The sequence below is a fragment of the Stutzerimonas balearica DSM 6083 genome (assembly GCF_000818015.1).
Classification (GTDB): Bacteria; Pseudomonadota; Gammaproteobacteria; order Pseudomonadales; family Pseudomonadaceae; genus Stutzerimonas; species Stutzerimonas balearica.
Genome location: NZ_CP007511.1, coordinates 1,666,059 through 1,689,261 on the forward strand (window position 1 = coordinate 1,666,059; position 23,203 = coordinate 1,689,261).

The following is a 23,203-nucleotide window of genomic DNA, read 5'->3' on the forward strand; positions in this document are numbered from 1 at the left end:
CGAGGAGAGCGATATGTCGATGGAGCAGAAGAACGCCCTGATCGAAGCGATCTGCAGCCGGGCGCGCATTCTCCCGGTGATCACCATCGGCAGCGAAGAGCAGATCCTGCCGCTGGCCGACGCACTCGCCAGCGGTGGCCTGACGGCGCTGGAGATCACTTTGCGTTCGGCGCATGGCCTGACCGCGATCCGCCGTCTGCGCGAGCAGCGCCCGGATCTGGTCGTCGGTGCAGGCACCGTGCTCGACCGGCGCATGATGGACGAGGTCGAGGCGGCAGGGGCCCAGTTCGTCGTCTCTCCCGGCGCCAGCCGTGAGCTGCTCGAGGCGGGCGTGCAGTGTTCGGTGCCGTTGCTGCCGGGCGTGGCTACCGCTAGCGAGATCATGGAGGGTTACAGCCTGGGGTACCGGCGTTTCAAACTCTTCCCTGCAGAGATCTGTGGCGGCATGGCGGCGCTCAAGGCATTTGCCGGACCTTTTCCCGATGCGCGGTTCTGCCCGACCGGCGGGGTGAATGCCGGCAACGCGGCGCAGTACCTGGGGCTGCCCAACGTCATGTGCGTCGGCGGGACCTGGATGATCGAGGCCGCCGCGCTCAACGCCGGTGATTGGGCCGCGATCCGCCAGGCCAGCGCACAGGCCCTCGCGGCCCTGGCATGAGCAAGGGCCTCGTGCAGGCCGGGCGATGCGAGTATGATGCGCGCCCTTTCACTCGGATATGACACACCGGGAGGTGCCAGGATGACCGAACACGAAGACTCCGTTGCCCATGTGGCGCACGGCGAAAAACTGCAGAAAGTGCTGGCCCGCCTTGGGCTCGCCTCTCGCCGCGACGCGGAAACCTGGATCAGCGAAGGCCGGGTCAAGGTGAACGGCTCGGTGGCCAGCCTTGGCCAACGTGTCGAGTCGCAGGACGCCATCGCCATCGACGGCCGCCTGATCAAGCGCGAGGAACCCGGGCAGATCGTCCGTCGCGTGCTGATTTACAACAAGCCCGAAGGCGAGATCTGTACCCGCAACGATCCCGAGGGCCGGCCTACCATCTTCGACCGCCTGCCGCGCCTTAAAGAAGGACGCTGGATCAATGTCGGCCGACTGGACATCAACACCACCGGCCTGCTGCTGTTCACCACGGACGGCGAGCTGGCCAATCGGCTGATGCACCCGTCCTATGAGATGGACCGCGAGTACGCCGTGCGCGTCCGTGGCGAGGTCACCGAGGAAATGCTTGAGCGCCTCAAGACCGGCGTGATGCTCGAGGACGGCCCGGCGCGCTTTACGGACATCCAGGAGGCGCCAGGCGGCGAGGGGCTCAATCATTGGTACCACTGCGTGGTGATGGAAGGACGCAACCGCGAAGTCCGGCGCTTGTGGGAGTCCCAGGGGGTTGTGGTGAGCCGGCTCAAGCGCGTGCGTTTCGGCCCGGTGTTCATGACGTCGGACCTGCCGATGGGGCGCTGGCGCGAGATGGGCCAGGGCGAGGTGAATATCCTCAGCGAGGAAGTCGGCCTCAAGCCGGTGGCCTTGCCGGAGTTGAAGACCCGCACCAAGGAAAAGATCGAGCGTATGCAGCGCAAGGCCGCCAAGCCGGTTCGCAACGATCGACGCCCGCGTGTGCTGCGTCCGGCCGACGAAGCCGATGTGCGCTCCGAGTCGCCGCGTGCGCCTCGCGACACGGGGGCACGCAAGCCGCGCCCTGCCGGAAGCCGCGGGACGCCACTGGCAGAGCGCCCGAGCGATAATCGTCGCCCCGGCAAGCCTGGCTCCGATGCCGGCCGTGGATCGGCGGCCGACAAGCCGCGCAAAGGTGGCGGAGGCGCTGGTCGTCGGCGTCGTGAACCCTAAATGAAAAAAGCGCCTGCGGGCGCTTTTTTCATTCCTGGTCGAAGCAGGTTTGCAACCGATTCCGGCCGTTGCGTTTGGCGAGATAGAGCAGTTCATCCGCGCGCCTCAGCAACTCGTGAGGTGTTTCGCCATGCCGATAGGTGGCACAGCCAAGACTGATGCTCAGCGGAATCGGTTGCCGGTCGTATTCGAACGGTAGCCGCTCGATGGCTGCTCGCACACGCTCAGCGGCAATTGCAGCACAGGCTCCGTCCGTGTTGGAAAGCAGCAGGACGAACTCTTCGCCGCCGTAGCGGAACACCATGTCGACGTTACGTAGCTGATCGCGAAGCTCGGCGGCCACCAGCCGTAGTGCGGCATCGCCCGCAGCGTGCCCGTGGCGGTCGTTGAGCTGCTTGAAATGGTCCATGTCGAGCATCACCACCGACAGCGGTTGCTGGTGCCGTCGGGCCAGTTCCACTTCGCGTGCGAGGCTCTGATCGAGGGCCACCCGGTTGCCGGCGCCGGTCAGTGAGTCCTTCAGCGAGGCCATCAGCGCCGCACGGTAGAGCAGAGCGTTGCGCAGGGGGAAGACCAGCACGCCCATCAGGCTCTCCAGCTGCGCCAGCTCTTGCTCGCAGAACACTTGCGCGCGGTAGAGCGTGATCTCTCCGAGGTCGGCGGCGTCCTGGCTCAGGCGATAGCTGGCGCTATGCGGGCCCGGCCGGCCATATTCGAGGCGCAGGTCGCTTTCCGGGTGGCGGTAGAACAGACCATCCAGCGCCATGAGCGCAGGTACCTCTTCATAGAAGAAGCCCAGCAGCCGATCGATCTCCAGGCTCGTCTGCAGACGCTGCCCCAAGGTGCGTCGCAGATCGCTCAGCGTCACCGGTACGCCCAGCCGTACGGGACCAGCCGGCGACCGCTGTGAGTCGCGGCTGGCGAGGTGCTCGATGGTGGAATCGTTCTGCATGGCAGGCAGCATTGTCTGCTCCAGGTGACGTTACGCTTGATGCCTGCTGATAAGCTAAAACGATGCCAGAAAAAGAAAAGCCACTGAATTCAGTGGCTTAGAGGAAAACTATGGTGCCGATCGACAGCGAGCTGAGCGGTTAGCCGCTGCGTTTGATGTCATTTTGACAGCGGCGCCGCAGAGCGCAGACGGAAAACCGTCACTCGAACGTCAGCCCTGAGCATCGAACGCTTGCCCGTTGACTCCGACGCTGTCCGGGCCCATGAGATACAGGTACACCGGCATGATTTCGCTTGGCAGGGGGTTGTTCAGCGGATTCTCGGCCGGGTAGGCCTTGGCGCGCATGTCGGTCCTGGTCGCGCCCGGGTTGACACTGTTGGCCCTGACCGGGGCGGTGCCATCCAGTTCGTCCGCGACGACTTGCATGAGCCCCTCGGTGGCGAACTTGGATACCGCGTACGCGCCCCAGTAGGCACGCCCCTTGCGCCCTACACTGCTGGACGTGAACAGGATCGATGCGTCTGTCGAGAGCTTCAGCAGCGGCAGCAGGGTGCTGGTAAGCATGAACATGGCGTTGACGTTTACCTGCATGACACGCATGAAGTTTTCCCCGGAAAGCTGCTCGACCGGGGTGCGCGGGCCGACGATCGAAGCGTTGTGCAGCAAGCCGTCGAGCCGTCCGAACTCACGCTCGATCATGGCCGCCAGCTCGTCGTACTGATGGGGCAGTGCGGTTTCCAGGTTGAACGGGATGACCGCAGGCTGCGGGTGCCCGGCCGCTTCGATTTCATCGTATACGCGATTGAGGTTTTCTTCGGTCTTGCCAAGCAGCAGGACGGTGGCGCCGTGCGCGGCATAGGCTTTGGCGGCGGCTTCACCGATACCGCGACCTGCGCCGGTTACCAGAATGATGCGCCCGGCGAGCAGGTCTGGGCGCGCGGTGTAATCGAACATGGGAAATCTCGCTAAAGGGTGGATACCAATCGGTCAGCAGCGGCAAAGGGCATGGTCCAGCACGCTGCGCAGCTCCTGCGGATGGGATACGACGACATCCGCTCCCCAGTGACTGGGGTCGTCGCCCGGGTGGATATAGCCGTAACGGACCGCGGCAGTCCTGCTGCCTGCAGCCCGGCCGGATTCGATGTCGCGCAGGTCATCACCCACGAAGAGCACGCTTGCTGGCTCCAGGCTCAGCTTGTCGCAGGCGAGCAGCATCGGCTCGGGGTCGGGCTTGCTTCGCGTTACATGGTCGGGGCAGACGAGAACCGAGGAACGCTCGGCGAGGCCGAGCCTTTGCATGATGGGCTCGGCGAAGCGCACGGGCTTGTTTGTCACGACTCCCCAGATCAATCCCGCCTTTTCGATGTCGACGAGCAATTGCTCCATGCCATCGTAGAGCCGGCTGTAAACGGCGCAATGCTCCTGATAACGGTCGAGAAACTCCAGCCGCAGGGCTTCGAATTCGGCTGAATCCGGGGCGACGTCGAAGGCGTTCAGCACCATTGCTCGAGCGCCGCCGGAGACAACGTCGCGCACTCGCGCTTCGGCTACCGGAGGCAGCCCGCGAGCGTGGCGCATGGCCTGGATCACGGCGATGAAATCGGGAGCCGTGTCGAGCAGGGTCCCGTCCATGTCGAACAGTACGGCGCGCAGGCGCATCATGCCTCCCGGGTGGTCTGGACCATGTAGTTCACGTCGGCGTCGTCGGTGAGCTTGTACTGCTTGGTGAGCGGGTTGTAGGTAAGTCCGACAATGTCGTTCATTGCCAGCCCGGTCTCACGACACCAGGCGCCAAGCTCGGACGGCCGGATGAATTTGCGGTAGTCATGGGTGCCGCGCGGCAGCAGCTGCAATAGGTACTCGGCGCCCACTATAGCCAGCGCATAGGCCTTGGGGTTGCGGCTGATGGTCGAGAAGAACACCTGTCCGCCGGGTTTGACCAGTGCGTGACAGGCGCGAATGACGGATGCCGGATCGGGAACATGCTCGAGCATTTCGAGACAGGTTACGACGTCGTACTGACCTGGCTGTTCAGCCGCCAATGCTTCAGCAGTGATCTGTCGGTAATCGATGTCCAGTTCGGACTCGAGCTGATGCAGGCGCGCCACCGAAAGAGGGGCCTCGCCCATGTCGATGCCGGTGACCTGAGCGCCTCGGCGCGCCATGGATTCGCTGAGTATTCCGCCGCCACAACCAACATCGAGAACCTTCTTGCCGGCAAGTGTGGCTCGCTCATCGATCCAGTTGACGCGTAACGGATTGATTTCGTGCAACGGTTTGAACTCGCTTTCCCTGTCCCACCAGCGGTGAGCGAGGGCCTCGAATTTTGCGATTTCAGCATGATCGACGTTGCTCATGTTCAGTTCCGTTGCAGTCTGTTGATAGGGGCTGCGTCGCCGCGGCCAGTTCATTCATCCGGGGCGGTACTCTACAGCAGGCGGGCCCGCTGCAACGCTGAAGTGCCGTACACGCTCACAGTCTTTCTCTGGTAATGCGCTCTGCCCACGCCTGGACGCGCGCGAGGAGATCAGGTTCGTTAATGCGGGTCAGTCGGCGATCGTCGAGTAGCTGCTTGCCGGCTACCCAGACGTGGCGGACGTGATCCCGATTGCAGGAATAGATGAGCTGCGAAACCGGATCATAGATCGGCTGTTGTGCCAGGCGCGACAGGTCAAACGCGACCAGGTCGGCCGCCTTGCCTATCTCCAGTGAACCGATCTCTTCATCCAGCCCCAGCGCGCGCGCGCCATTCAATGTGGCCATGCGTAGCGCGCGATGGGCATCGAGCGCAGTGGCCGAGCCTGCAACCGCTTTAGCCAGCAGTGCAGCGGTGCGCGTTTCGCCCAAAAGGTCCAGGTCATTGTTGCTCGCCGCGCCGTCCGTGCCGATCGCGACGTTTACACCAGCCTCCCACAACCGCTCCACTGGGCAGAAGCCGCTGGCCAACTTCAGGTTCGACTCGGGGCAATGAATGACACTGCAGTTGTGCTCGACGAGCAGCGCCAGGTCATCCTCATTCACCTGAGTCATATGAACCGCCTGGAAGCGCGGGCCGAGCAACTGTTGCCTGGCCAGTCGCGCCAGCGGGCGCTCACCATGCAGACGTACTCCGTCCTCGATTTCCCTGGCTGTCTCATGGACATGCATGTGGATGCCAGCATCCATCTCGTTCACGAGAACCTGGATGGCGCTTAGGCGTTCGTCGTTGACCGAGTAGGGGGCGTGCGGACCAAAGGCAACGCAGATTCTTGGGTGCTGCTTGAGGTCATCGAACAGCGAAAGCCCCTTGCGAAGGGCCTCATCGGAATCGCGAGCGCCGGGCACGGCGATGTTCAGGATGGGGATGGTGATCTGCGCGCGTGTCCCCGTCCGGTGCACCACTTCACTGACGGCGTCCGGGTAGAAGTACATGTCAGAAAAGCAGGTGATACCACCTTGGAGCTGCTCAGCGATCGCCAGCTCGGAGCCAACCCGGACGAAATCCTCATCGACCCATTTGGCTTCGGCGGGCCAGATGTGGTCTTCGAGCCAGTTCTTGAGTGGCAAGTCGTCTGCCAGGCCCCGAAACAACGTCATCGCAGCGTGGCCATGAGCATTGACCAAACCGGGCGTCAGAAGCATGCCGGGAAGTTCGAGACGTTGCTTGGCTGGTATCAGCGCAGCGTCGGCCCGGGGAAGGATGCAGGCGATACGCCCTTCACGAATTCCCAGCGCATGATCCCTTAGAACGACGCCGGCAGGTTCCACAGGCACAAGCCAACTGGGTAATAGGATGAGATCCAGTGGAGGGGCGCTATCTAGGGTCATGAGTACGCACGGCTGCTTGAAGGGGGCACAGTGTATCGAGTGTTATAGCGCCTTTGAACAAATTGCCTATATAAGGATAGAGCGAGCCAAAAAGCTAGTTTCGAGGTAATCGGTTATTGGTAGTTGACGCCCAGCCAAAGCCCCCTATAATGCGCACCACTTTCGCAGCGAACTGCAGCAAAAAGGCCTTTTGAATCAAGAGGTTAGATAGCTGAAAGGGGTTGCAAAGGTGGCGGATTCGAGTAGAATGCGCCGCGCTGGCAGGGCGGAGGTTGTGGCCTGCTGGTGTCTCGGTCGAATTGATCGAGGTGGTGAAAAAAAGGCGGTTGACAGCGGAAATTGACGCTGTATGATTCGCCTCCCGCTTCGAGAGGTTGTAAGTTCGGCGAGGCGGCAAGCGATTGAGTAGAAAAGAAATTTTCGAAAAAGAGCTTGACAGGTTGAAAGGCTGCTGTAGAATGCGCGGCCTCGGTTGAGACGAAAGACTTGATCGAAACGCTCTTTAACAACTGAATCAAGCAATTCGTGTGGGTGCTTGTGAGGTAAGACTGATGATCGCAAGATTGTCAGCAGCACAAGTAACACTCGTGAATTCGAGAGTTTATTTGCGATTGCTGAGCCAAGTTTAGGGTTTTCTCAAAACCCAAGCAGTATTGAACTGAAGAGTTTGATCATGGCTCAGATTGAACGCTGGCGGCAGGCCTAACACATGCAAGTCGAGCGGCAGCGGGTCCTTCGGGATGCCGGCGAGCGGCGGACGGGTGAGTAATGCCTAGGAATCTGCCTGGTAGTGGGGGATAACTCGGGGAAACTCGAGCTAATACCGCATACGTCCTACGGGAGAAAGCGGGGGATCTTCGGACCTCGCGCTACCAGATGAGCCTAGGTCGGATTAGCTAGTTGGTGAGGTAAAGGCTCACCAAGGCGACGATCCGTAGCTGGTCTGAGAGGATGATCAGCCACACTGGAACTGAGACACGGTCCAGACTCCTACGGGAGGCAGCAGTGGGGAATATTGGACAATGGGCGAAAGCCTGATCCAGCCATGCCGCGTGTGTGAAGAAGGTCTTCGGATTGTAAAGCACTTTAAGTTGGGAGGAAGGGCAGTAAGCTAATACCTTGCTGTTTTGACGTTACCGACAGAATAAGCACCGGCTAACTTCGTGCCAGCAGCCGCGGTAAATACGAAGGGTGCAAGCGTTAATCGGAATTACTGGGCGTAAAGCGCGCGTAGGTGGTTTGATAAGTTGGATGTGAAAGCCCCGGGCTCAACCTGGGAATTGCATCCAAAACTGTCTGGCTAGAGTATGGCAGAGGGTGGTGGAATTTCCTGTGTAGCGGTGAAATGCGTAGATATAGGAAGGAACACCAGTGGCGAAGGCGACCACCTGGGCTAATACTGACACTGAGGTGCGAAAGCGTGGGGAGCAAAACAGGATTAGATACCCTGGTAGTCCACGCCGTAAACGATGTCGACTAGCCGTTGGGATCCTTGAGATCTTAGTGGCGCAGCTAACGCATTAAGTCGACCGCCTGGGGAGTACGGCCGCAAGGTTAAAACTCAAATGAATTGACGGGGGCCCGCACAAGCGGTGGAGCATGTGGTTTAATTCGAAGCAACGCGAAGAACCTTACCAGGCCTTGACATGCAGAGAACTTTCCAGAGATGGATTGGTGCCTTCGGGAACTCTGACACAGGTGCTGCATGGCTGTCGTCAGCTCGTGTCGTGAGATGTTGGGTTAAGTCCCGTAACGAGCGCAACCCTTGTCCTTAGTTACCAGCACGTTAAGGTGGGCACTCTAAGGAGACTGCCGGTGACAAACCGGAGGAAGGTGGGGATGACGTCAAGTCATCATGGCCCTTACGGCCTGGGCTACACACGTGCTACAATGGTCGGTACAAAGGGTTGCCAAGCCGCGAGGTGGAGCTAATCCCATAAAACCGATCGTAGTCCGGATCGCAGTCTGCAACTCGACTGCGTGAAGTCGGAATCGCTAGTAATCGTGAATCAGAATGTCACGGTGAATACGTTCCCGGGCCTTGTACACACCGCCCGTCACACCATGGGAGTGGGTTGCTCCAGAAGTAGCTAGTCTAACCTTCGGGGGGACGGTTACCACGGAGTGATTCATGACTGGGGTGAAGTCGTAACAAGGTAGCCGTAGGGGAACCTGCGGCTGGATCACCTCCTTAATCGAAGATCTCAGCTTCTTCATAAGTTCCCACACGAATTGCTTGATTCATTGCGAAGACGATTGGGTCTGTAGCTCAGTTGGTTAGAGCGCACCCCTGATAAGGGTGAGGTCGGCAGTTCGAATCTGCCCAGACCCACCAATGTTGAGGGGCGCAGGCTTCAAGACATTGGGGCCATAGCTCAGCTGGGAGAGCGCCTGCTTTGCACGCAGGAGGTCAGGAGTTCGATCCTCCTTGGCTCCACCACCTCTCGTTAGAGTTTAGAAATGAGCATTTTCAGCCTGGCTGATGAATGTTGATTTCTGGTCTTTACCGGAATCGTTCTTTAAAAATTTGGGTATGTGATAGAAGTGACTTGTTGAGTGTTTCACTGCACTCAGCAACTCAAGGCAAAATTTGCGAGTTCAAGCGCGAATTTTCGGCGAATGTCGTATTCACCAACCAACCACAAGCTTCGCTGTGAAGCAGATTGCTTGGGGTTATATGGTCAAGTGAAGAAGCGCATACGGTGGATGCCTTGGCAGTCAGAGGCGATGAAAGACGTGGTAGCCTGCGATAAGCTTCGGGGAGTCGGCAAACAGACTTTGATCCGGAGATCTCTGAATGGGGGAACCCACCTAGGATAACCTAGGTATCTTGTACTGAATCCATAGGTGCAAGAGGCGAACCAGGGGAACTGAAACATCTAAGTACCCTGAGGAAAAGAAATCAACCGAGATTCCCTTAGTAGTGGCGAGCGAACGGGGATTAGCCCTTAAGCTTCTTTGATCTTAGTAAAAGGCTCTGGAAAGTGCCGCCATAGTGGGTGATAGCCCCGTATACGAAAAGATCCTTGAAGTGAAATCGAGTAGGACGGCGCACGTGAAACGTTGTCTGAACATGGGGGGACCATCCTCCAAGGCTAAATACTACTGACTGACCGATAGTGAACCAGTACCGTGAGGGAAAGGCGAAAAGAACCCCGGAGAGGGGAGTGAAATAGAACCTGAAACCGTATGCGTACAAGCAGTGGGAGCCTACTTTGTTAGGTGACTGCGTACCTTTTGTATAATGGGTCAGCGACTTATTTTCAGTGGCGAGCTTAACCGAATAGGGGAGGCGTAGCGAAAGCGAGTCTTAATAGGGCGTCTAGTCGCTGGGAATAGACCCGAAACCGGGCGATCTATCCATGGGCAGGTTGAAGGTTAGGTAACACTGACTGGAGGACCGAACCGACTACCGTTGAAAAGTTAGCGGATGACCTGTGGATCGGAGTGAAAGGCTAATCAAGCTCGGAGATAGCTGGTTCTCCTCGAAAGCTATTTAGGTAGCGCCTCGTGTATCACTGCTGGGGGTAGAGCACTGTTTCGGCTAGGGGGTCATCCCGACTTACCAAACCGATGCAAACTCCGAATACCAGCAAGTGTCAGCACGGGAGACACACGGCGGGTGCTAACGTCCGTCGTGAAAAGGGAAACAACCCAGACCGTCAGCTAAGGTCCCAAAGTCATGGTTAAGTGGGAAACGATGTGGGAAGGCTTAGACAGCTAGGAGGTTGGCTTAGAAGCAGCCATCCTTTAAAGAAAGCGTAATAGCTCACTAGTCGAGTCGGCCTGCGCGGAAGATGTAACGGGGCTCAAACCATGCACCGAAGCTACGGGTTCAACGTAAGTTGAGCGGTAGAGGAGCGTTCTGTAAGCCTGTGAAGGTGAGTTGAGAAGCTTGCTGGAGGTATCAGAAGTGCGAATGCTGACATGAGTAACGACAATGCGAGTGAAAAACTCGCACGCCGAAAGACCAAGGGTTCCTGCGCAACGTTAATCGACGCAGGGTGAGTCGGTCCCTAAGGCGAGGCTGAAAAGCGTAGTCGATGGGAAACGGGTTAATATTCCCGTACTTCTGGTTACTGCGATGGGGGGACGGAGAAGGCTAGGCCAGCTTGGCGTTGGTTGTCCAAGTTTAAGGCGGTAGACAGGGATCTTAGGTAAATCCGGGATCTCAATGTCGAGAGCTGATGACGAGCTTTCTTTTAGAAAGCGAAGTGGTTGATGCCATGCTTCCAGGAAAAGCCTCTAAGCTTCAGGTAATCAGGAACCGTACCCCAAACCGACACAGGTGGTCGGGTAGAGAATACCAAGGCGCTTGAGAGAACTCGGGTGAAGGAACTAGGCAAAATGGCACCGTAACTTCGGGAGAAGGTGCGCCGGTGAGGGTGAATGACTTGCTCAGTAAGCTCATGCCGGTCGAAGATACCAGGCCGCTGCGACTGTTTATTAAAAACACAGCACTCTGCAAACACGAAAGTGGACGTATAGGGTGTGACGCCTGCCCGGTGCCGGAAGGTTAATTGATGGGGTTAGCGCAAGCGAAGCTCTTGATCGAAGCCCCGGTAAACGGCGGCCGTAACTATAACGGTCCTAAGGTAGCGAAATTCCTTGTCGGGTAAGTTCCGACCTGCACGAATGGCGTAACGATGGCGGCGCTGTCTCCACCCGAGACTCAGTGAAATTGAAATCGCTGTGAAGATGCAGTGTATCCGCGGCTAGACGGAAAGACCCCGTGAACCTTTACTGTAGCTTTGCACTGGACTTTGAGCCTGCTTGTGTAGGATAGGTGGGAGGCTTTGAAGCGTGGACGCCAGTTCGCGTGGAGCCATCCTTGAAATACCACCCTGGCATGCTTGAGGTTCTAACTCTGGTCCGTCATCCGGATCGAGGACAGTGTATGGTGGGCAGTTTGACTGGGGCGGTCTCCTCCTAAAGAGTAACGGAGGAGTACGAAGGTGCGCTCAGACCGGTCGGAAATCGGTCGCAGAGTATAAAGGCAAAAGCGCGCTTGACTGCGAGACAGACACGTCGAGCAGGTACGAAAGTAGGTCTTAGTGATCCGGTGGTTCTGTATGGAAGGGCCATCGCTCAAACGGATAAAAGGTACTCCGGGGATAACAGGCTGATACCGCCCAAGAGTTCATATCGACGGCGGTGTTTGGCACCTCGATGTCGGCTCATCACATCCTGGGGCTGAAGCCGGTCCCAAGGGTATGGCTGTTCGCCATTTAAAGTGGTACGCGAGCTGGGTTTAGAACGTCGTGAGACAGTTCGGTCCCTATCTGCCGTGGACGTTTGAGATTTGAGAGGGGCTGCTCCTAGTACGAGAGGACCGGAGTGGACGAACCTCTGGTGTTCCGGTTGTCACGCCAGTGGCACTGCCGGGTAGCTATGTTCGGAAGAGATAACCGCTGAAAGCATCTAAGCGGGAAACTTGCCTCAAGATGAGATCTCACTGGAGCCTCGAGCTCCCTGAAGGGCCGTCGAAGACTACGACGTTGATAGGCAGGGTGTGTAAGCGTTGTGAGGCGTTGAGCTAACCTGTACTAATTGCCCGTGAGGCTTGACCATATAACACCCAAACAATCTGACGATTGTGGGTCGGTCGAAGCCGACAACAGCCGAAAATTCGAATTGAACTGCAAAGCCAGACATCACATACCCAATTCGCTGTAACGACTCAACACCGATACAGCAACCGAATTGCTTGACGACCATAGAGCGTTGGAACCACCTGATCCCATCCCGAACTCAGCAGTGAAACGACGCATCGCCGATGGTAGTGTGGGGCTTCCCCATGTGAGAGTAGGTCATCGTCAAGCACCTATACCAAACCCCCGACCCGCACTCGCTGGTCGGGGGTTTGTCTTTGCGCAACGGGAAAACTAGAGCGGTCCAGGGCGCCCCCTGCTCAGGGGTTACTCACTGCTGACTATCTCTCCGCCCAGGGCAGCACGCCTATTCCACATCGTGCGGCTGTGATTCGCCAGTCGCTTTACCGCTGCCCAGACCGCATCACGGGTATAATCGGTGCGCTATTTATTCCTACGGGGACAGTTATGCGCGAGCGCCTTTTGGCTGCTGAGAGAACCAGGTCGATAGAGTGGTGTGGGGATTGCCTGCGCTTGCTTGATCAGCGTCTGCTCCCGCTTGAAGTGGTCTGGCGCAGCTTCGATTCCGTAGCGGACGTGGCTCAAGCCATTCGAGAAATGGTTGTCCGTGGCGCGCCTGCGATCGGCATAAGTGCTGCCTATGGAGTCGTCCTTGGGTTGCGAGCACACCTAAAGAACGGTGGAGACTGGCGCAATCAACTGGAATGCGACTTTGCAGTGCTGGCCGCTGCACGCCCGACGGCAGTTAACCTGGCTTGGGCGCTGGGGCAAATGCGCGAGCGCTTGCAGCGGCTAAGACCAGGTGAAGATGTCCTCGCCGCGCTCGAGGCCCAGGCAGTAGTCATTCACCAGAGCGACCGCGAAGCAAATCTCGTAATGGCTCAATGGGGCGTAGAGCTGATACGTAAGTTCAATACTAGCCCGCAGACCTTTCTTACCCATTGCAACACGGGGGCGCTCGCGACGGGTGGCTTCGGTACTGCTCTCGGGGTCATTCGCGCTGCCCATCTTGATGGCCTGGTCGAGCGCGTTTACGCAGACGAGACAAGGCCTTGGCTTCAAGGGTCAAGATTGACGGCCTGGGAGCTTAGCAACGAAGACGTGCCTGTCACCTTGAACGTCGATTCGGCTGCAGGGCATCTGATGAAAACCCGAGCGATCAGCTGGGTGATTGTTGGCGCTGACCGAATCGCTGCAAACGGCGATGTTGCCAACAAGATAGGTACCTATCAATTGGCGGTGTTGGCCATGCATCATGGGGTTCGCTTCATGGTTGTTGCGCCTAGCTCAACGTTCGATATGTCGATGGAAGATGGAGACGCGATGCCGCTAGAAGAGCGTTCCGCCAAGGAGCTGCTTGAGCTGAACGGACAGCAGGTCGCTAAGGAGGTGGATGTCTATAACCCCGTATTCGACGTCACGCCGGCAGATCTGATCGACGCAATCGTGACGGAGAAAGGCATCGTGGAACGACCTACGGCGGATAAGCTGGCTCGCCTCATGAGTCGCACTCGCCTGCATTGAGACTCTTCCGCTGACTGACGCACGCAAGGCCCTGGCTTCGCGTTTGCGGCAGCCAGCTGTGGTACCATTTCGGGCTTATCGCAGGACCTTGCTGACTAAAAAGGAACCAGGTTTCCATGGGCGAACTGGCCAAAGAAATTCTCCCGGTCAATATCGAAGACGAGCTCAAGCAGTCCTACCTCGACTACGCAATGAGCGTAATCATCGGTCGTGCGCTGCCGGACGCGCGCGACGGTCTCAAGCCGGTCCACCGGCGCGTGCTCTATGCCATGAGTGAGCTGGGCAACGACTGGAACAAGCCGTACAAGAAGTCTGCCCGTGTGGTTGGTGACGTCATTGGTAAGTATCACCCCCATGGCGACTCGGCAGTCTACGACACCATCGTTCGAATGGCGCAGCCCTTCTCGATGCGCTACCTGCTCGTCGATGGTCAGGGCAACTTCGGTTCGGTAGACGGCGACAGCGCAGCAGCGATGCGTTACACCGAAGTGCGCATGGCCAAGTTGGCCCATGAGCTGCTAGCCGATCTGGACAAGGAGACGGTCGATTGGGTGCCGAACTATGACGGCACCGAGCAGATTCCCGCAGTCATGCCCACGAAGGTGCCCAACCTCTTGGTCAATGGCTCCAGCGGCATCGCTGTCGGTATGGCTACAAACATTCCCCCGCACAATCTGGGCGAGGTGATCGACGGCTGTCTGGCACTTATCGATGATCCGGACATCAGCATCGATGAGCTGATGCGTCATATCCCAGGGCCTGATTTTCCTACCGCCGGTATCATCAACGGGCGCGCGGGTATCATCGAGGCGTACCGCACCGGCCGAGGACGTATCTATATTCGGGCCCGCGCAGAAATCGAGGACATCGACAAGGTCGGTGGCCGACAGCAGATCGTCGTCACCGAGCTGCCTTACCAGCTGAACAAGGCGCGGTTGATCGAGAAGATCGCCGAGCTGGTGAAAGAGAAGAAGATCGAAGGCATCACCGAGCTGCGTGACGAGTCAGACAAGGACGGCATGCGCGTCGTCATCGAGCTGCGACGTGGCGAAGTGCCGGAGGTGGTCCTCAACAATCTCTATGCCCAGACTCAGCTGCAGAGCGTATTCGGCATCAACGTGGTAGCGCTGGTCGATGGGCAGCCGCGCACGCTGAACCTCAAGGAGCTGCTGGAAGCCTTCGTTCGCCACCGCCGCGAAGTTGTCACCCGGCGTACCGTATACGAACTGCGCAAGGCGCGCGAGCGCGGGCATATTCTCGAAGGTCAGGCGGTCGCGCTGTCTAACATCGATCCGGTAATCGCCCTGATCAAGGCTTCGCCGACGCCGGCCGAAGCCAAGGATGCGCTGATTTCCACCGCCTGGGAGTCGAGCGCGGTCGAAGCGATGGTCGAACGCGCAGGTGCCGATGCCTGCCGTCCAGAGAATCTCGACCCGCAGTATGGTCTGCGCGACGGCAAGTATTTCCTTTCACCGGAACAGGCCCAGGCGATCCTCGATCTGCGCCTGCACCGACTGACCGGCCTCGAGCATGAGAAGCTGCTCGCCGAGTACCAGGAAATCCTTACCCAGATCGGCGAGCTGATCCGTATCCTGACCAGTCCGGTGCGGCTGATGGAAGTCATCCGCGAGGAGCTGGAGGGCGTGAAGCGCGACTTCGGCGATGCGCGTCGTACCGAGATCCTCGAGTCCCGTCTGGATCTGACCCTGGCCGACCTGATCACCGAAGAAGAACGCGTCGTTACCATCTCTCATGGTGGTTACGCCAAATCCCAGCCGCTGGCCGCCTATCAGGCACAGCGTCGCGGCGGGCGTGGCAAGGCCGCGACCGGGGTGAAAGAAGAGGATTACGTCGAGCATCTGCTGGTCGCGAACAGTCATACGACGTTGCTGCTTTTCTCCAGCAAGGGCAAGGTCTACTGGCTCAAGACCTATGAAATTCCAGAGGCGTCGCGTACTTCCCGGGGACGTCCATTGGTGAACCTGCTGCCGCTCGACGAAGGTGAGCGTATTACCGCGATGCTTCAGGTCGATCTGGAGGCGTTGCGTCAGCAGGCGTCCGACGAGGATGACCTGGACGATGCAGTCGAGCAGGACGAAGTCGAGGATCTGGCTGAGGGCGAGGACGCCGCCGAGGAGGTTGTGAGTGGCGCCTTCATCTTTATGGCAACCGCCAACGGTACCGTGAAGAAGACGCCGCTGGTTCAGTTCAGTCGTCCCCGTAGCAGTGGTCTGATCGCCCTGCGCCTCGAGGAAGGCGATACCCTGATCGCCGCTGCGATTACCGACGGCAGCCGCGAGGTTATGCTGTTCTCCGACGCCGGCAAGGTGATTCGCTTCAAGGAAGGGCACGTGCGCACCATGGGGCGTACCGCACGCGGTGTGCGCGGCATGCGCCTGCAGGACGGCCAGCAATTGATCTCCATGATCATCCCGGAGCCTGGCGCGCAGATACTCTCCGCATCGCTCCATGGCTACGGCAAGCGCACGCCGATCGACGAGTATCCGCAGCGCGGTCGCGGCGGCCAAGGCGTGATTGCCATGGTCAGCAACGAGCGCAATGGCAAGCTGGTCGGCGCGATTCAGGTACAGAACGGCGAGGAGATCATGCTGATCTCCGATCAGGGGACCCTCGTGCGCATCCGTGTCGACGAAGTGTCGTCGCAAGGGCGCAACACTCAAGGGGTTACGCTGATCAAGCTAGGCAAGGGTGAACACCTGGTCGGGCTTGAGCGGGTGCAGGAGCCGTCCGAAGATGAGGTGCAGGAAGACATCGAAGCGCTGCTGACCGAGGATGCGCTCGAGAAGGAGATGCCCGTGGTCAGCACTGAGCCAGGCGAAGACGAACTGCTCGGTGGCGTAGGCGACGTCTCCCCTGATGTGTTGCCGACGGACGACGAAGACTAAAGGCGGGCCGGATGGCCCTGCTGCTGGGCCTCTCCGGACATGATGTGCTATCCCAGGGGCTACGAGTGCCCGATTCGAGAGTGAACGACGTGAGCAAACGCGCTTTCAACTTCTGCGCAGGTCCGGCTGCGCTTCCAACCGCGGTCCTCGAGCGTGCTCAGGCAGAGTTGCTGGATTGGCAGGGGCTGGGACTTTCTGTGATGGAAATGAGCCATCGCAGCGATGCGTACGTGGCCATCGCCAGCAAGGCCGAGCAGGACCTGCGCGACCTGCTGACGATCCCCGACAACTACAAGGTGCTGTTTCTGCAGGGTGGCGCCAGCCAGCAATTTGCAGAAATCCCCCTCAACCTGCTCCCCGAGAGCGGAGTTGCCGACTATATCGATACGGGTATCTGGTCGCGCAAGGCGATTGACGAGGCCCGTCGCTTCGGCCAGGTCAACGTCGCCGCCAGCGCCAAGCCATACGATTATTTCTCGATTCCGGGGCAAAATGAGTGGCAGCTGAGCGAGCGCGCGGCCTACCTGCACTACGCCAGCAACGAGACGATCGGCGGCGTGCAATTCGACTGGGTGCCGGAAGTCGGTGAGACGCCGTTAGTCGTGGACATGTCCTCCGACATCCTGTCGCGCTCGATCGATGTTTCCCGCTATGGCCTGATCTATGCCGGTGCTCAGAAAAACATCGGTCCCAGTGGTCTGGTGGTGGTAATTGTCCGTGAAGACCTTTTGGGGCGTGCGCGCAGCAGTTGTCCGACGATGCTGGATTACAAGGTCGCCGCCGACAACGGTTCGATGTACAACACGCCAGCAACCTTTTCCTGGTATCTGGCCGGCCTGGTCTTCGAATGGCTCAAGGAGCAAGGTGGCGTCGAGGCAATGGAGGCGCGCAACCGGGCGAAGAAGGATTTGCTGTATAGCTTCATCGACTCCAGCGAGTTCTACGCCAATCCGATCGCGCCCAATGCGCGGTCCTGGATGAACGTACCCTTCCGCTTGGCGGACGAGCGGCTGGACAAGGCATTCCTCGCTGGCGCAGACGCCCGCGGCCTGCTCAACCTCAAGGGGCATCGGTCGGTCGGTGGCATGCGTGCCTCGATTTACAATGCCGTGGGGCTCGATGCCGTCGAGGCGCTGGTTGCCTACATGGGCGAGTTCGAGAAGGAGCATGGCTGATGAGTGACGCTGATCAGCTGAAAGCCCTGCGCGTGCGCATCGACAATCTGGACGAGAGAATCCTCGAGCTGATCAGCGAGCGAGCCCGCTGCGCTCAGGAAGTTGCGCGGGTAAAGACCGCTTCCCTGGGTGAGGGCGAAAAGCCGGTGTTCTATCGGCCGGAGCGTGAGGCATGGGTGCTCAAGCACATCATGGAGCTTAACAAGGGGCCGTTGGACAATGAGGAAATGGCCCGCCTGTTTCGCGAAATCATGTCCTCCTGCCTGGCCCTGGAGCAGCCGCTTCGTGTGGCCTATCTCGGTCCCGAAGGAACCTTTTCGCAGGCGGCGGCGCTCAAGCACTTCGGCCATTCGGTCATCAGCCAGCCGATGGCGGCAATCGACGAGGTCTTTCGCGAGGTCGTGGCCGGTGCGGTGAATTTCGGTGTCGTGCCGGTCGAAAACTCGACCGAAGGCGCGGTCAACCATACGCTCGACAGTTTCCTCGAGCATGACATCGTCATCTGCGGTGAAGTGGAGTTGCGTATCCACCATCACCTGCTAGTGGGCGAGAACACCAAGACCGACCGCATCACGCGTATCTACTCGCACGCCCAGTCCCTGGCTCAATGCCGCAAGTGGCTCGATTCGCATTACCCGAACGTCGAGCGTGTGGCTGTTTCCAGCAACGCCGACGCGGCACGGCGGGTCAAGAGCGAGTGGAATTCCGCAGCGATTGCCGGGGACATGGCCGCCCAGCTGTACGATCTGACCAAGCTGGCGGAAAAGATCGAAGACCGCCCCGACAACTCCACGCGCTTCCTCATCATCGGCAGCCAGGAAGTCCCGCCGACAGGTGATGACAAGACGTCCATCATCGTCTCGATGCGCAACAAGCCTGGTGCCCTGCATGAATTGCTCGTGCCGTTCCATTCCAACGGTATCGATCTGACCCGTATCGAAACACGTCCCTCACGCAGCGGCAAATGGACCTATGTGTTCTTCATCGATTTCCTGGGGCATCACCAGGATCCGCTTATCAAGGACGTGCTCGAAAAGATCGGCCGGGAAGCGGTTGCGCTGAAGGTGCTGGGTTCGTATCCCAAGGCGGTACTTTAATTAGCGGCGCCGGCTGCGAGCCTCAGGCTGCGGTGAGTGGCGTGCGGCTCGTGCGGGCGGCCGATAGCTCGAGGCTCGAAGTAATGTCCTGTGATTTTCTTGCCCTGGCTCAGCCGGGCGTGCAAAAGCTGTCCCCGTACGTTCCCGGCAAGCCGGTCGATGAGTTGGCCCGTGAGCTTGGCCTTGCTCCCGAAACGATCGTCAAGCTTGCTAGTAACGAGAACCCGCTGGGACCGAGCCCGCGCGTGCTAGAAGCCGTTCGCCAGGCGCTGCCGGAGCTGACGCGCTATCCGGATGGCAACGGCTTCACGCTCAAGCAGAGCCTGGCCCATCGCTACGGTGTCGCACCGGAACAGATCACCCTGGGCAACGGCTCGAACGACATCCTTGAGTTGGTGGCCCGTGCTTTTCTCGCTCCCGGGCTCAACGCGGTGTTCAGTGCACACGCCTTTGCGGTCTATCCGATCGCGACGCAGGCAGCGGGCGCCCAAGGCAAGGTGGTGCCCGCCCGCGACTGGGGGCACGATCTCGACGCCATGTTGGCGGCGATCGATGCTCAAACCCGCGTGATATTTCTTGCCAACCCGAACAACCCTACGGGTACCTGGTTCGGTGCCGAAGCGTTGGAGCGTTTTCTGGCGCAAGTTCCGGAGCAGGTGCTCGTCCTACTCGACGAGGCATATATCGAATACGCCGAGGGTAGTGAGCTTCCCGACGGCCTGGCTTATCTCGCCCAGTATCCCAATCTGCTGGTCTCGCGCACTTTCTCCAAGGCATATGGGTTGGCTGCGTTGCGCGTTGGCTATGCGATTTCGTCGCCGCGAATCGCCGACGTGCTCAACCGTGTCCGTCAGCCCTTCAACGTCAATAGTCTCGCGCTCGCGGCCGCTTGCGCGGCGCTAGAGGACGAGGACTATCTTCGCGCCAGTCGTGAGGCCAATACCGCCGGCATGCGCCAGCTCGAAGCGGGTTTTCGGGCGCTCGGCTTGAGCTGGATTCCATCGCGGGGAAATTTCATCGCAGTGGACTTCGCTCGTGATGCGGCGCCGGTCAATCAGGCACTGCTGCACGAAGGCGTGATCGTGCGCCCAGTCGCCGGTTATGGAATGCCGACGTTCCTGCGCGTTTCGATCGGCACCGAAGCCGAGAATGCTCGTCTGCTGGACGCCCTTCAGCAGGTGCTGGCTCGGTGAGTGGCGCTCGCGAAGCCATGGCGGCGCCGCTGGTCGGGCGTCTGGTCGTCGTTGGGCTTGGGCTTATCGGTGGCTCATTCGCCAAGGGGCTGCGAGAAGCCAAGGCGTGCCGTGAAGTGGTGGGTTTCGACCTGAATCCCCGCTCCCGTGAGCTGGCCGTCGAGCTTGGCGTAGTCGATCGCTGCGCAGAGTCGCTCGAAGAGGCCTGCCGCGGTGCCGAAGTGGTCCAGATGGCGGTGCCGATACTGGCCATGGAGCGGCTGCTGGAGCAACTGGCCGGGCTCGACCTGGGCGATGCGATCCTGACCGACGTCGGGAGCGCGAAAGGTAGCGTCGTGCGCCGCGCTGCTGCAGCCTTTGGCAGAATGCCCGATCGCTTCGTGCCGGGGCATCCCATTGCGGGCTCCGAGCAGAGTGGCGTGACTGCTGCCGACGGATCGTTGTTTCGTCGGCACAAGGTGATCCTGACGCCGTTGGCAGAGACCGATCCAGATGCCCTCGAGCTGGTGCATCGGCTTTGGGCTACCCTTGACGCGCATGTCGAGCACATGGACGTGGTTCGCCATGACGAAGTGCTCGCAGCCACCAGTCATCTGCCGCACCTGCTCGCGTTCGGACTGGTCGACTCGTTGGCCCGGCGGCACGAGAATCTGGAAATCTTTCGCTATGCGGCAGGAGGGTTTCGCGATTTCACCCGTATAGCGGGCAGTGATCCGGTCATGTGGCACGACATCTTTCTCGCCAATCGTGAAGCGGTGCTGCATACGCTCGACGACTTTCGGGCTGACCTCGATGAGTTGCGTGCTGCTATCGATCAGCAGGATGGGCGCAAGCTTCTGGGCGTTTTTACGCGTGCCCAGGCGGCCCGTGAACATTTCAGCAAAATACTGGCTCGCAGGGCCTATGTGGACGTTATGCATTCCAAAGATCTGATCTTCATTGCTCAGCCAGGTGGCCACCTCAAGGGTCGCCTGCGGGTACCGGGCGACAAGTCCATCTCTCACCGTTCGATCATGCTCGGCTCGCTTGCCGAGGGTACTACCGAGGTCGAGGGCTTTCTGGAGGGGGAGGACGCACTGGCGACTATCCAGGCGTTTCGCGATATGGGGGTTGTGATCGAAGGCCCCCAGCAGGGGAACGTGACCGTTCACGGCGTTGGCCTGCACGGCCTGAAGGCCCCGGCCGGTCCGCTCTACATGGGGAATTCGGGCACATCGATGCGGTTGCTGTCAGGGCTGCTCGCGGCGCAGTCCTTCGATACCGAGCTCAGTGGTGACGCCTCGCTCTCCAAGCGTCCCATGAACCGCGTCGCTAAGCCGCTGCGGGAAATGGGCGCGGTGATCGAGACCGGCGCCGACGGACGCCCGCCGTTGCGCATCAAGGGTGGTCAGCGGCTGAGTGGCATGCACTACGACATGCCGATGGCCAGTGCCCAGGTCAAATCCTGCCTGCTGCTGGCAGGGCTCTATGCGCAGGGCGAGACGTCTGTGACCGAGCCGGCTCCCACGCGTGACCATACCGAGCGCATGCTGCGCGGTTTCGGTTACCCGGTGAAGGTTGACGGCAGCACCGTGACCGTCGAGCCGGGTCACAAGCTGACTGGTACCCGTATCGAGGTCCCGGCTGATATCTCTTCCGCTGCGTTCTTCATGGTCGCTGCAAGTATCGCCGAGGCGTCGGATATCGTGCTCGAGCACGTGGGGATCAACCCGACCCGCACCGGCGTGATCGACATTCTCAAGCTCATGGGCGCCGATATCAGCCTCGAAAACCAGCGTGAGGTTGGCGGCGAGCCCGTAGCCGATATTCGTGTCCGCTCGGCCCAGCTCAAGGGTATCGACATCCCCGAAGCGCTCGTCCCGTTGGCGATCGACGAGTTCCCAGTACTCTTCGTCGCGGCTGCCTGCGCTCACGGGCGCACCACGCTGCGCGGGGCAGAGGAGCTGCGAGTCAAGGAGTCCGACCGGATCCAGGTCATGGCCGATGGTCTGACGACACTGGGTATCAAGGCCGAGCCGACCCCCGATGGCATCGTCATCGAAGGCGGTCGCCTGGGTGCAGGCGAGGTGTGGGCCCACGGCGATCATCGCATTGCCATGTCGTTCAGCGTGGCGGCGTTGCGTTCGGCTGGTGTGATCCGCATTCATGACTGTGCGAACGTCGCCACTTCGTTCCCCAACTTCCTCGCCCTGGCCCAGCGTGCCGGCATGCAGGTACGGATGGAGGAGCCCTCATGAGCCAGCAGGCTCCGGTTATCACCATCGATGGGCCCAGTGGATCGGGCAAGGGCACGATCGCGGCATTACTTGCCGAGCGGTTAGGGTGGGTGTTTCTCGATTCCGGCGCGCTCTATCGCCTGCTCGCGTTGGCTGCGCAAAAGCATGGTGTATCGCTGAGTGATGGTGCCGCGCTGGCGTCGCTGGCGGTAGGTCTCGATGTGGTTTTCGAGCCTGCGGTGCCAGGTCAGGGCATGACCATCCGGCTCGAAGGCGATAACGTCACCGAGGCAATCCGAAACGAAAATGTCGGTGCTGGCGCCTCTCAGGTGGCGGCACTCGGCGAGGTACGTCAGGCATTGCTGCAAAGGCAGCAGGCCTTCCGTCAATTGCCGGGGCTGGTCGCCGACGGGCGCGACATGGGTACCGTGGTGTTTCCCGACGCTTCCTTGAAGATTTTTCTCACGGCCAGTGCCGAGGAACGCGCCAGAAGGCGTTTCCTTCAGTTGAAGGCAAGAGGTGATGATGTTAATCTCGCGAGTCTTCTTGAGGAGATTCGGGCGCGCGATGAGCGCGATACCCAACGCGAGGTGGCACCATTGAAGCCGGCAGCAGACGCTGTCGAACTCGATTCCACTTCGCTCTCCATCGAGCAGGTGCTGCAACGAATTCTGGACGAGGCCGCCGCGCGCAGTCTGTCCTGAGAGGGAGCGCCGAGAGGCGATCTGGCAGGTTCCGCGGTTGTGCGGAGCCTGTTTACAAGGAGGCGTGCAGGAATCCAGATCCAGTCCTGCAGGCCTTTTTTTATATGAATGAACCCACGTTGTCTGGAGCGTGGAGATAGGGCAGCCCGCTGCCCGAAAACAGCAGGAATCAAC

Annotated in this window: 14 protein-coding genes, 2 tRNA genes and 3 rRNA genes; 14 read left to right on the plus strand and 5 right to left on the minus strand. The window is 59.6% G+C overall.

Annotated elements, in window-relative coordinates; translation table 11 throughout:
- Positions 1-13: 13 nt before the first annotated feature.
- The gene (locus CL52_RS07685) at positions 14-658 is read left to right on the plus strand and encodes a bifunctional 4-hydroxy-2-oxoglutarate aldolase/2-dehydro-3-deoxy-phosphogluconate aldolase (protein ID WP_043219587.1); all 645 of its coding nucleotides are present in this window, start codon (positions 14-16) and stop codon (positions 656-658) included.
- Positions 659-739: 81 nt separating this feature from the next.
- Positions 740-1,843: a 23S rRNA pseudouridine(2605) synthase RluB gene (rluB, locus tag CL52_RS07690; protein WP_043219589.1), complete on the plus strand. Its 1,104-nt coding sequence runs from the start codon at positions 740-742 to the stop codon at positions 1,841-1,843.
- A gap of 28 nt (positions 1,844-1,871) precedes the next feature.
- Here the strand turns inward: rluB and CL52_RS07695 are convergent, their stop codons facing one another.
- From CL52_RS07695 to CL52_RS07715, 5 genes are all read right to left on the minus strand, one after another.
- Entirely contained in the window at positions 1,872-2,807 is a 936-nt protein-coding gene (locus tag CL52_RS07695; RefSeq protein ID WP_043219593.1) for a GGDEF domain-containing protein, read from the minus strand.
- A gap of 198 nt (positions 2,808-3,005) precedes the next feature.
- A complete protein-coding gene (locus CL52_RS07700; protein WP_043219595.1) occupies positions 3,006-3,749 on the minus strand; it encodes a YciK family oxidoreductase in 744 nt (247 codons plus the stop codon).
- A 33-nt stretch (positions 3,750-3,782) separates the two neighbouring features.
- On the minus strand, positions 3,783-4,454 hold the full coding sequence (mupP, locus tag CL52_RS07705; RefSeq protein ID WP_043219598.1) for an N-acetylmuramic acid 6-phosphate phosphatase MupP: 672 nt from the start codon (positions 4,452-4,454) through the stop codon (positions 3,783-3,785).
- Positions 4,454-5,152 (minus strand): bifunctional 2-polyprenyl-6-hydroxyphenol methylase/3-demethylubiquinol 3-O-methyltransferase UbiG, encoded by a 699-nt coding sequence (ubiG, locus tag CL52_RS07710; protein ID WP_043219600.1) that lies wholly within the window; start codon positions 5,150-5,152, stop codon positions 4,454-4,456. Before ubiG ends, mupP begins: the two co-directional genes overlap by 1 nt.
- Positions 5,153-5,267: 115 nt before the next feature.
- Complete coding sequence (locus CL52_RS07715; RefSeq protein ID WP_074519862.1) at positions 5,268-6,602, minus strand: TRZ/ATZ family hydrolase; 1,335 nt, start codon at positions 6,600-6,602, stop codon at positions 5,268-5,270.
- 655 nt (positions 6,603-7,257) lie between these two features.
- Between CL52_RS07715 and CL52_RS07720 the strand changes: the two genes are divergently transcribed.
- The 12 genes from CL52_RS07720 (at position 7,258) to cmk (ending at position 23,029) form a co-directional block, all read left to right on the plus strand.
- Positions 7,258-8,796: ribosomal RNA gene (locus CL52_RS07720) — 16S ribosomal RNA — on the plus strand.
- A gap of 64 nt (positions 8,797-8,860) precedes the next feature.
- Positions 8,861-8,937 (plus strand) — tRNA-Ile (locus CL52_RS07725).
- A gap of 29 nt (positions 8,938-8,966) precedes the next feature.
- A tRNA-Ala gene (locus CL52_RS07730) sits at positions 8,967-9,042 on the plus strand.
- Positions 9,043-9,281: 239 nt separating this feature from the next.
- Positions 9,282-12,173 (plus strand): 23S ribosomal RNA (locus tag CL52_RS07735).
- Between the two features lie 135 nt (positions 12,174-12,308).
- A 5S ribosomal RNA gene (gene rrf, locus CL52_RS07740) occupies positions 12,309-12,424 on the plus strand.
- The 16S, 23S and 5S rRNA genes sit together here with 2 tRNA genes alongside, the layout of an rRNA operon.
- Before the next feature lie 237 nt (positions 12,425-12,661).
- Positions 12,662-13,738, plus strand: a complete 1,077-nt coding sequence (gene mtnA, locus CL52_RS07745) for an S-methyl-5-thioribose-1-phosphate isomerase (RefSeq protein ID WP_043219606.1) — start codon at positions 12,662-12,664, stop codon at positions 13,736-13,738.
- Positions 13,739-13,854: 116 nt separating this feature from the next.
- A complete protein-coding gene (gene gyrA, locus CL52_RS07750; RefSeq protein WP_043219608.1) occupies positions 13,855-16,644 on the plus strand; it encodes a DNA gyrase subunit A in 2,790 nt (929 codons plus the stop codon).
- 89 nt (positions 16,645-16,733) lie between these two features.
- Positions 16,734-17,819, plus strand: coding sequence for a 3-phosphoserine/phosphohydroxythreonine transaminase (gene serC / locus CL52_RS07755; protein WP_043223008.1), 1,086 nt, complete (start codon positions 16,734-16,736; stop codon positions 17,817-17,819).
- Positions 17,819-18,916, plus strand: coding sequence for a prephenate dehydratase (gene pheA / locus CL52_RS07760; RefSeq protein ID WP_043219611.1), 1,098 nt, complete (start codon positions 17,819-17,821; stop codon positions 18,914-18,916). The genes serC and pheA overlap by 1 nt, the downstream gene beginning before the upstream one ends.
- Before the next feature lie 83 nt (positions 18,917-18,999).
- Positions 19,000-20,109 carry a histidinol-phosphate transaminase gene (gene hisC / locus CL52_RS07765; protein WP_043219613.1) on the plus strand — a complete coding sequence of 370 codons (1,110 nt, stop codon included), beginning with the start codon at positions 19,000-19,002 and terminating at the stop codon, positions 20,107-20,109.
- A 17-nt stretch (positions 20,110-20,126) separates the two neighbouring features.
- A complete protein-coding gene (locus tag CL52_RS07770; RefSeq protein ID WP_043223011.1) occupies positions 20,127-22,346 on the plus strand; it encodes a bifunctional prephenate dehydrogenase/3-phosphoshikimate 1-carboxyvinyltransferase in 2,220 nt (739 codons plus the stop codon).
- Entirely contained in the window at positions 22,343-23,029 is a 687-nt protein-coding gene (gene cmk / locus CL52_RS07775) for a (d)CMP kinase (RefSeq protein WP_041105202.1), read from the plus strand. Before CL52_RS07770 ends, cmk begins: the two co-directional genes overlap by 4 nt.
- Positions 23,030-23,203: the final 174 nt, after the last annotated feature.

What these genes read in the sequence shown, in the direction of transcription:
- CL52_RS07685 (WP_043219587.1), top strand. Translation starts at nt 14, where the DNA reads ATGTCGATGGAGCAGAAGAACGCCCTGATCGAAGCGATCTGCAGCCGG.
- rluB (WP_043219589.1), top strand. Translation starts at nt 740, where the DNA reads ATGACCGAACACGAAGACTCCGTTGCCCATGTGGCGCACGGCGAAAAA.
- CL52_RS07695 (WP_043219593.1), bottom strand. Translation starts at nt 2,807, where the DNA reads ATGCTGCCTGCCATGCAGAACGATTCCACCATCGAGCACCTCGCCAGC.
- CL52_RS07700 (WP_043219595.1), bottom strand. Translation starts at nt 3,749, where the DNA reads ATGTTCGATTACACCGCGCGCCCAGACCTGCTCGCCGGGCGCATCATT.
- mupP (WP_043219598.1), bottom strand. Translation starts at nt 4,454, where the DNA reads ATGCGCCTGCGCGCCGTACTGTTCGACATGGACGGGACCCTGCTCGAC.
- ubiG (WP_043219600.1), bottom strand. Translation starts at nt 5,152, where the DNA reads ATGAGCAACGTCGATCATGCTGAAATCGCAAAATTCGAGGCCCTCGCT.
- CL52_RS07715 (WP_074519862.1), bottom strand. Translation starts at nt 6,602, where the DNA reads ATGACCCTAGATAGCGCCCCTCCACTGGATCTCATCCTATTACCCAGT.
- mtnA (WP_043219606.1), top strand. Translation starts at nt 12,662, where the DNA reads ATGCGCGAGCGCCTTTTGGCTGCTGAGAGAACCAGGTCGATAGAGTGG.
- gyrA (WP_043219608.1), top strand. Translation starts at nt 13,855, where the DNA reads ATGGGCGAACTGGCCAAAGAAATTCTCCCGGTCAATATCGAAGACGAG.
- pheA (WP_043219611.1), top strand. Translation starts at nt 17,819, where the DNA reads ATGAGTGACGCTGATCAGCTGAAAGCCCTGCGCGTGCGCATCGACAAT.
- hisC (WP_043219613.1), top strand. Translation starts at nt 19,000, where the DNA reads ATGTCCTGTGATTTTCTTGCCCTGGCTCAGCCGGGCGTGCAAAAGCTG.
- CL52_RS07770 (WP_043223011.1), top strand. Translation starts at nt 20,127, where the DNA reads ATGGCGGCGCCGCTGGTCGGGCGTCTGGTCGTCGTTGGGCTTGGGCTT.
- cmk (WP_041105202.1), top strand. Translation starts at nt 22,343, where the DNA reads ATGAGCCAGCAGGCTCCGGTTATCACCATCGATGGGCCCAGTGGATCG.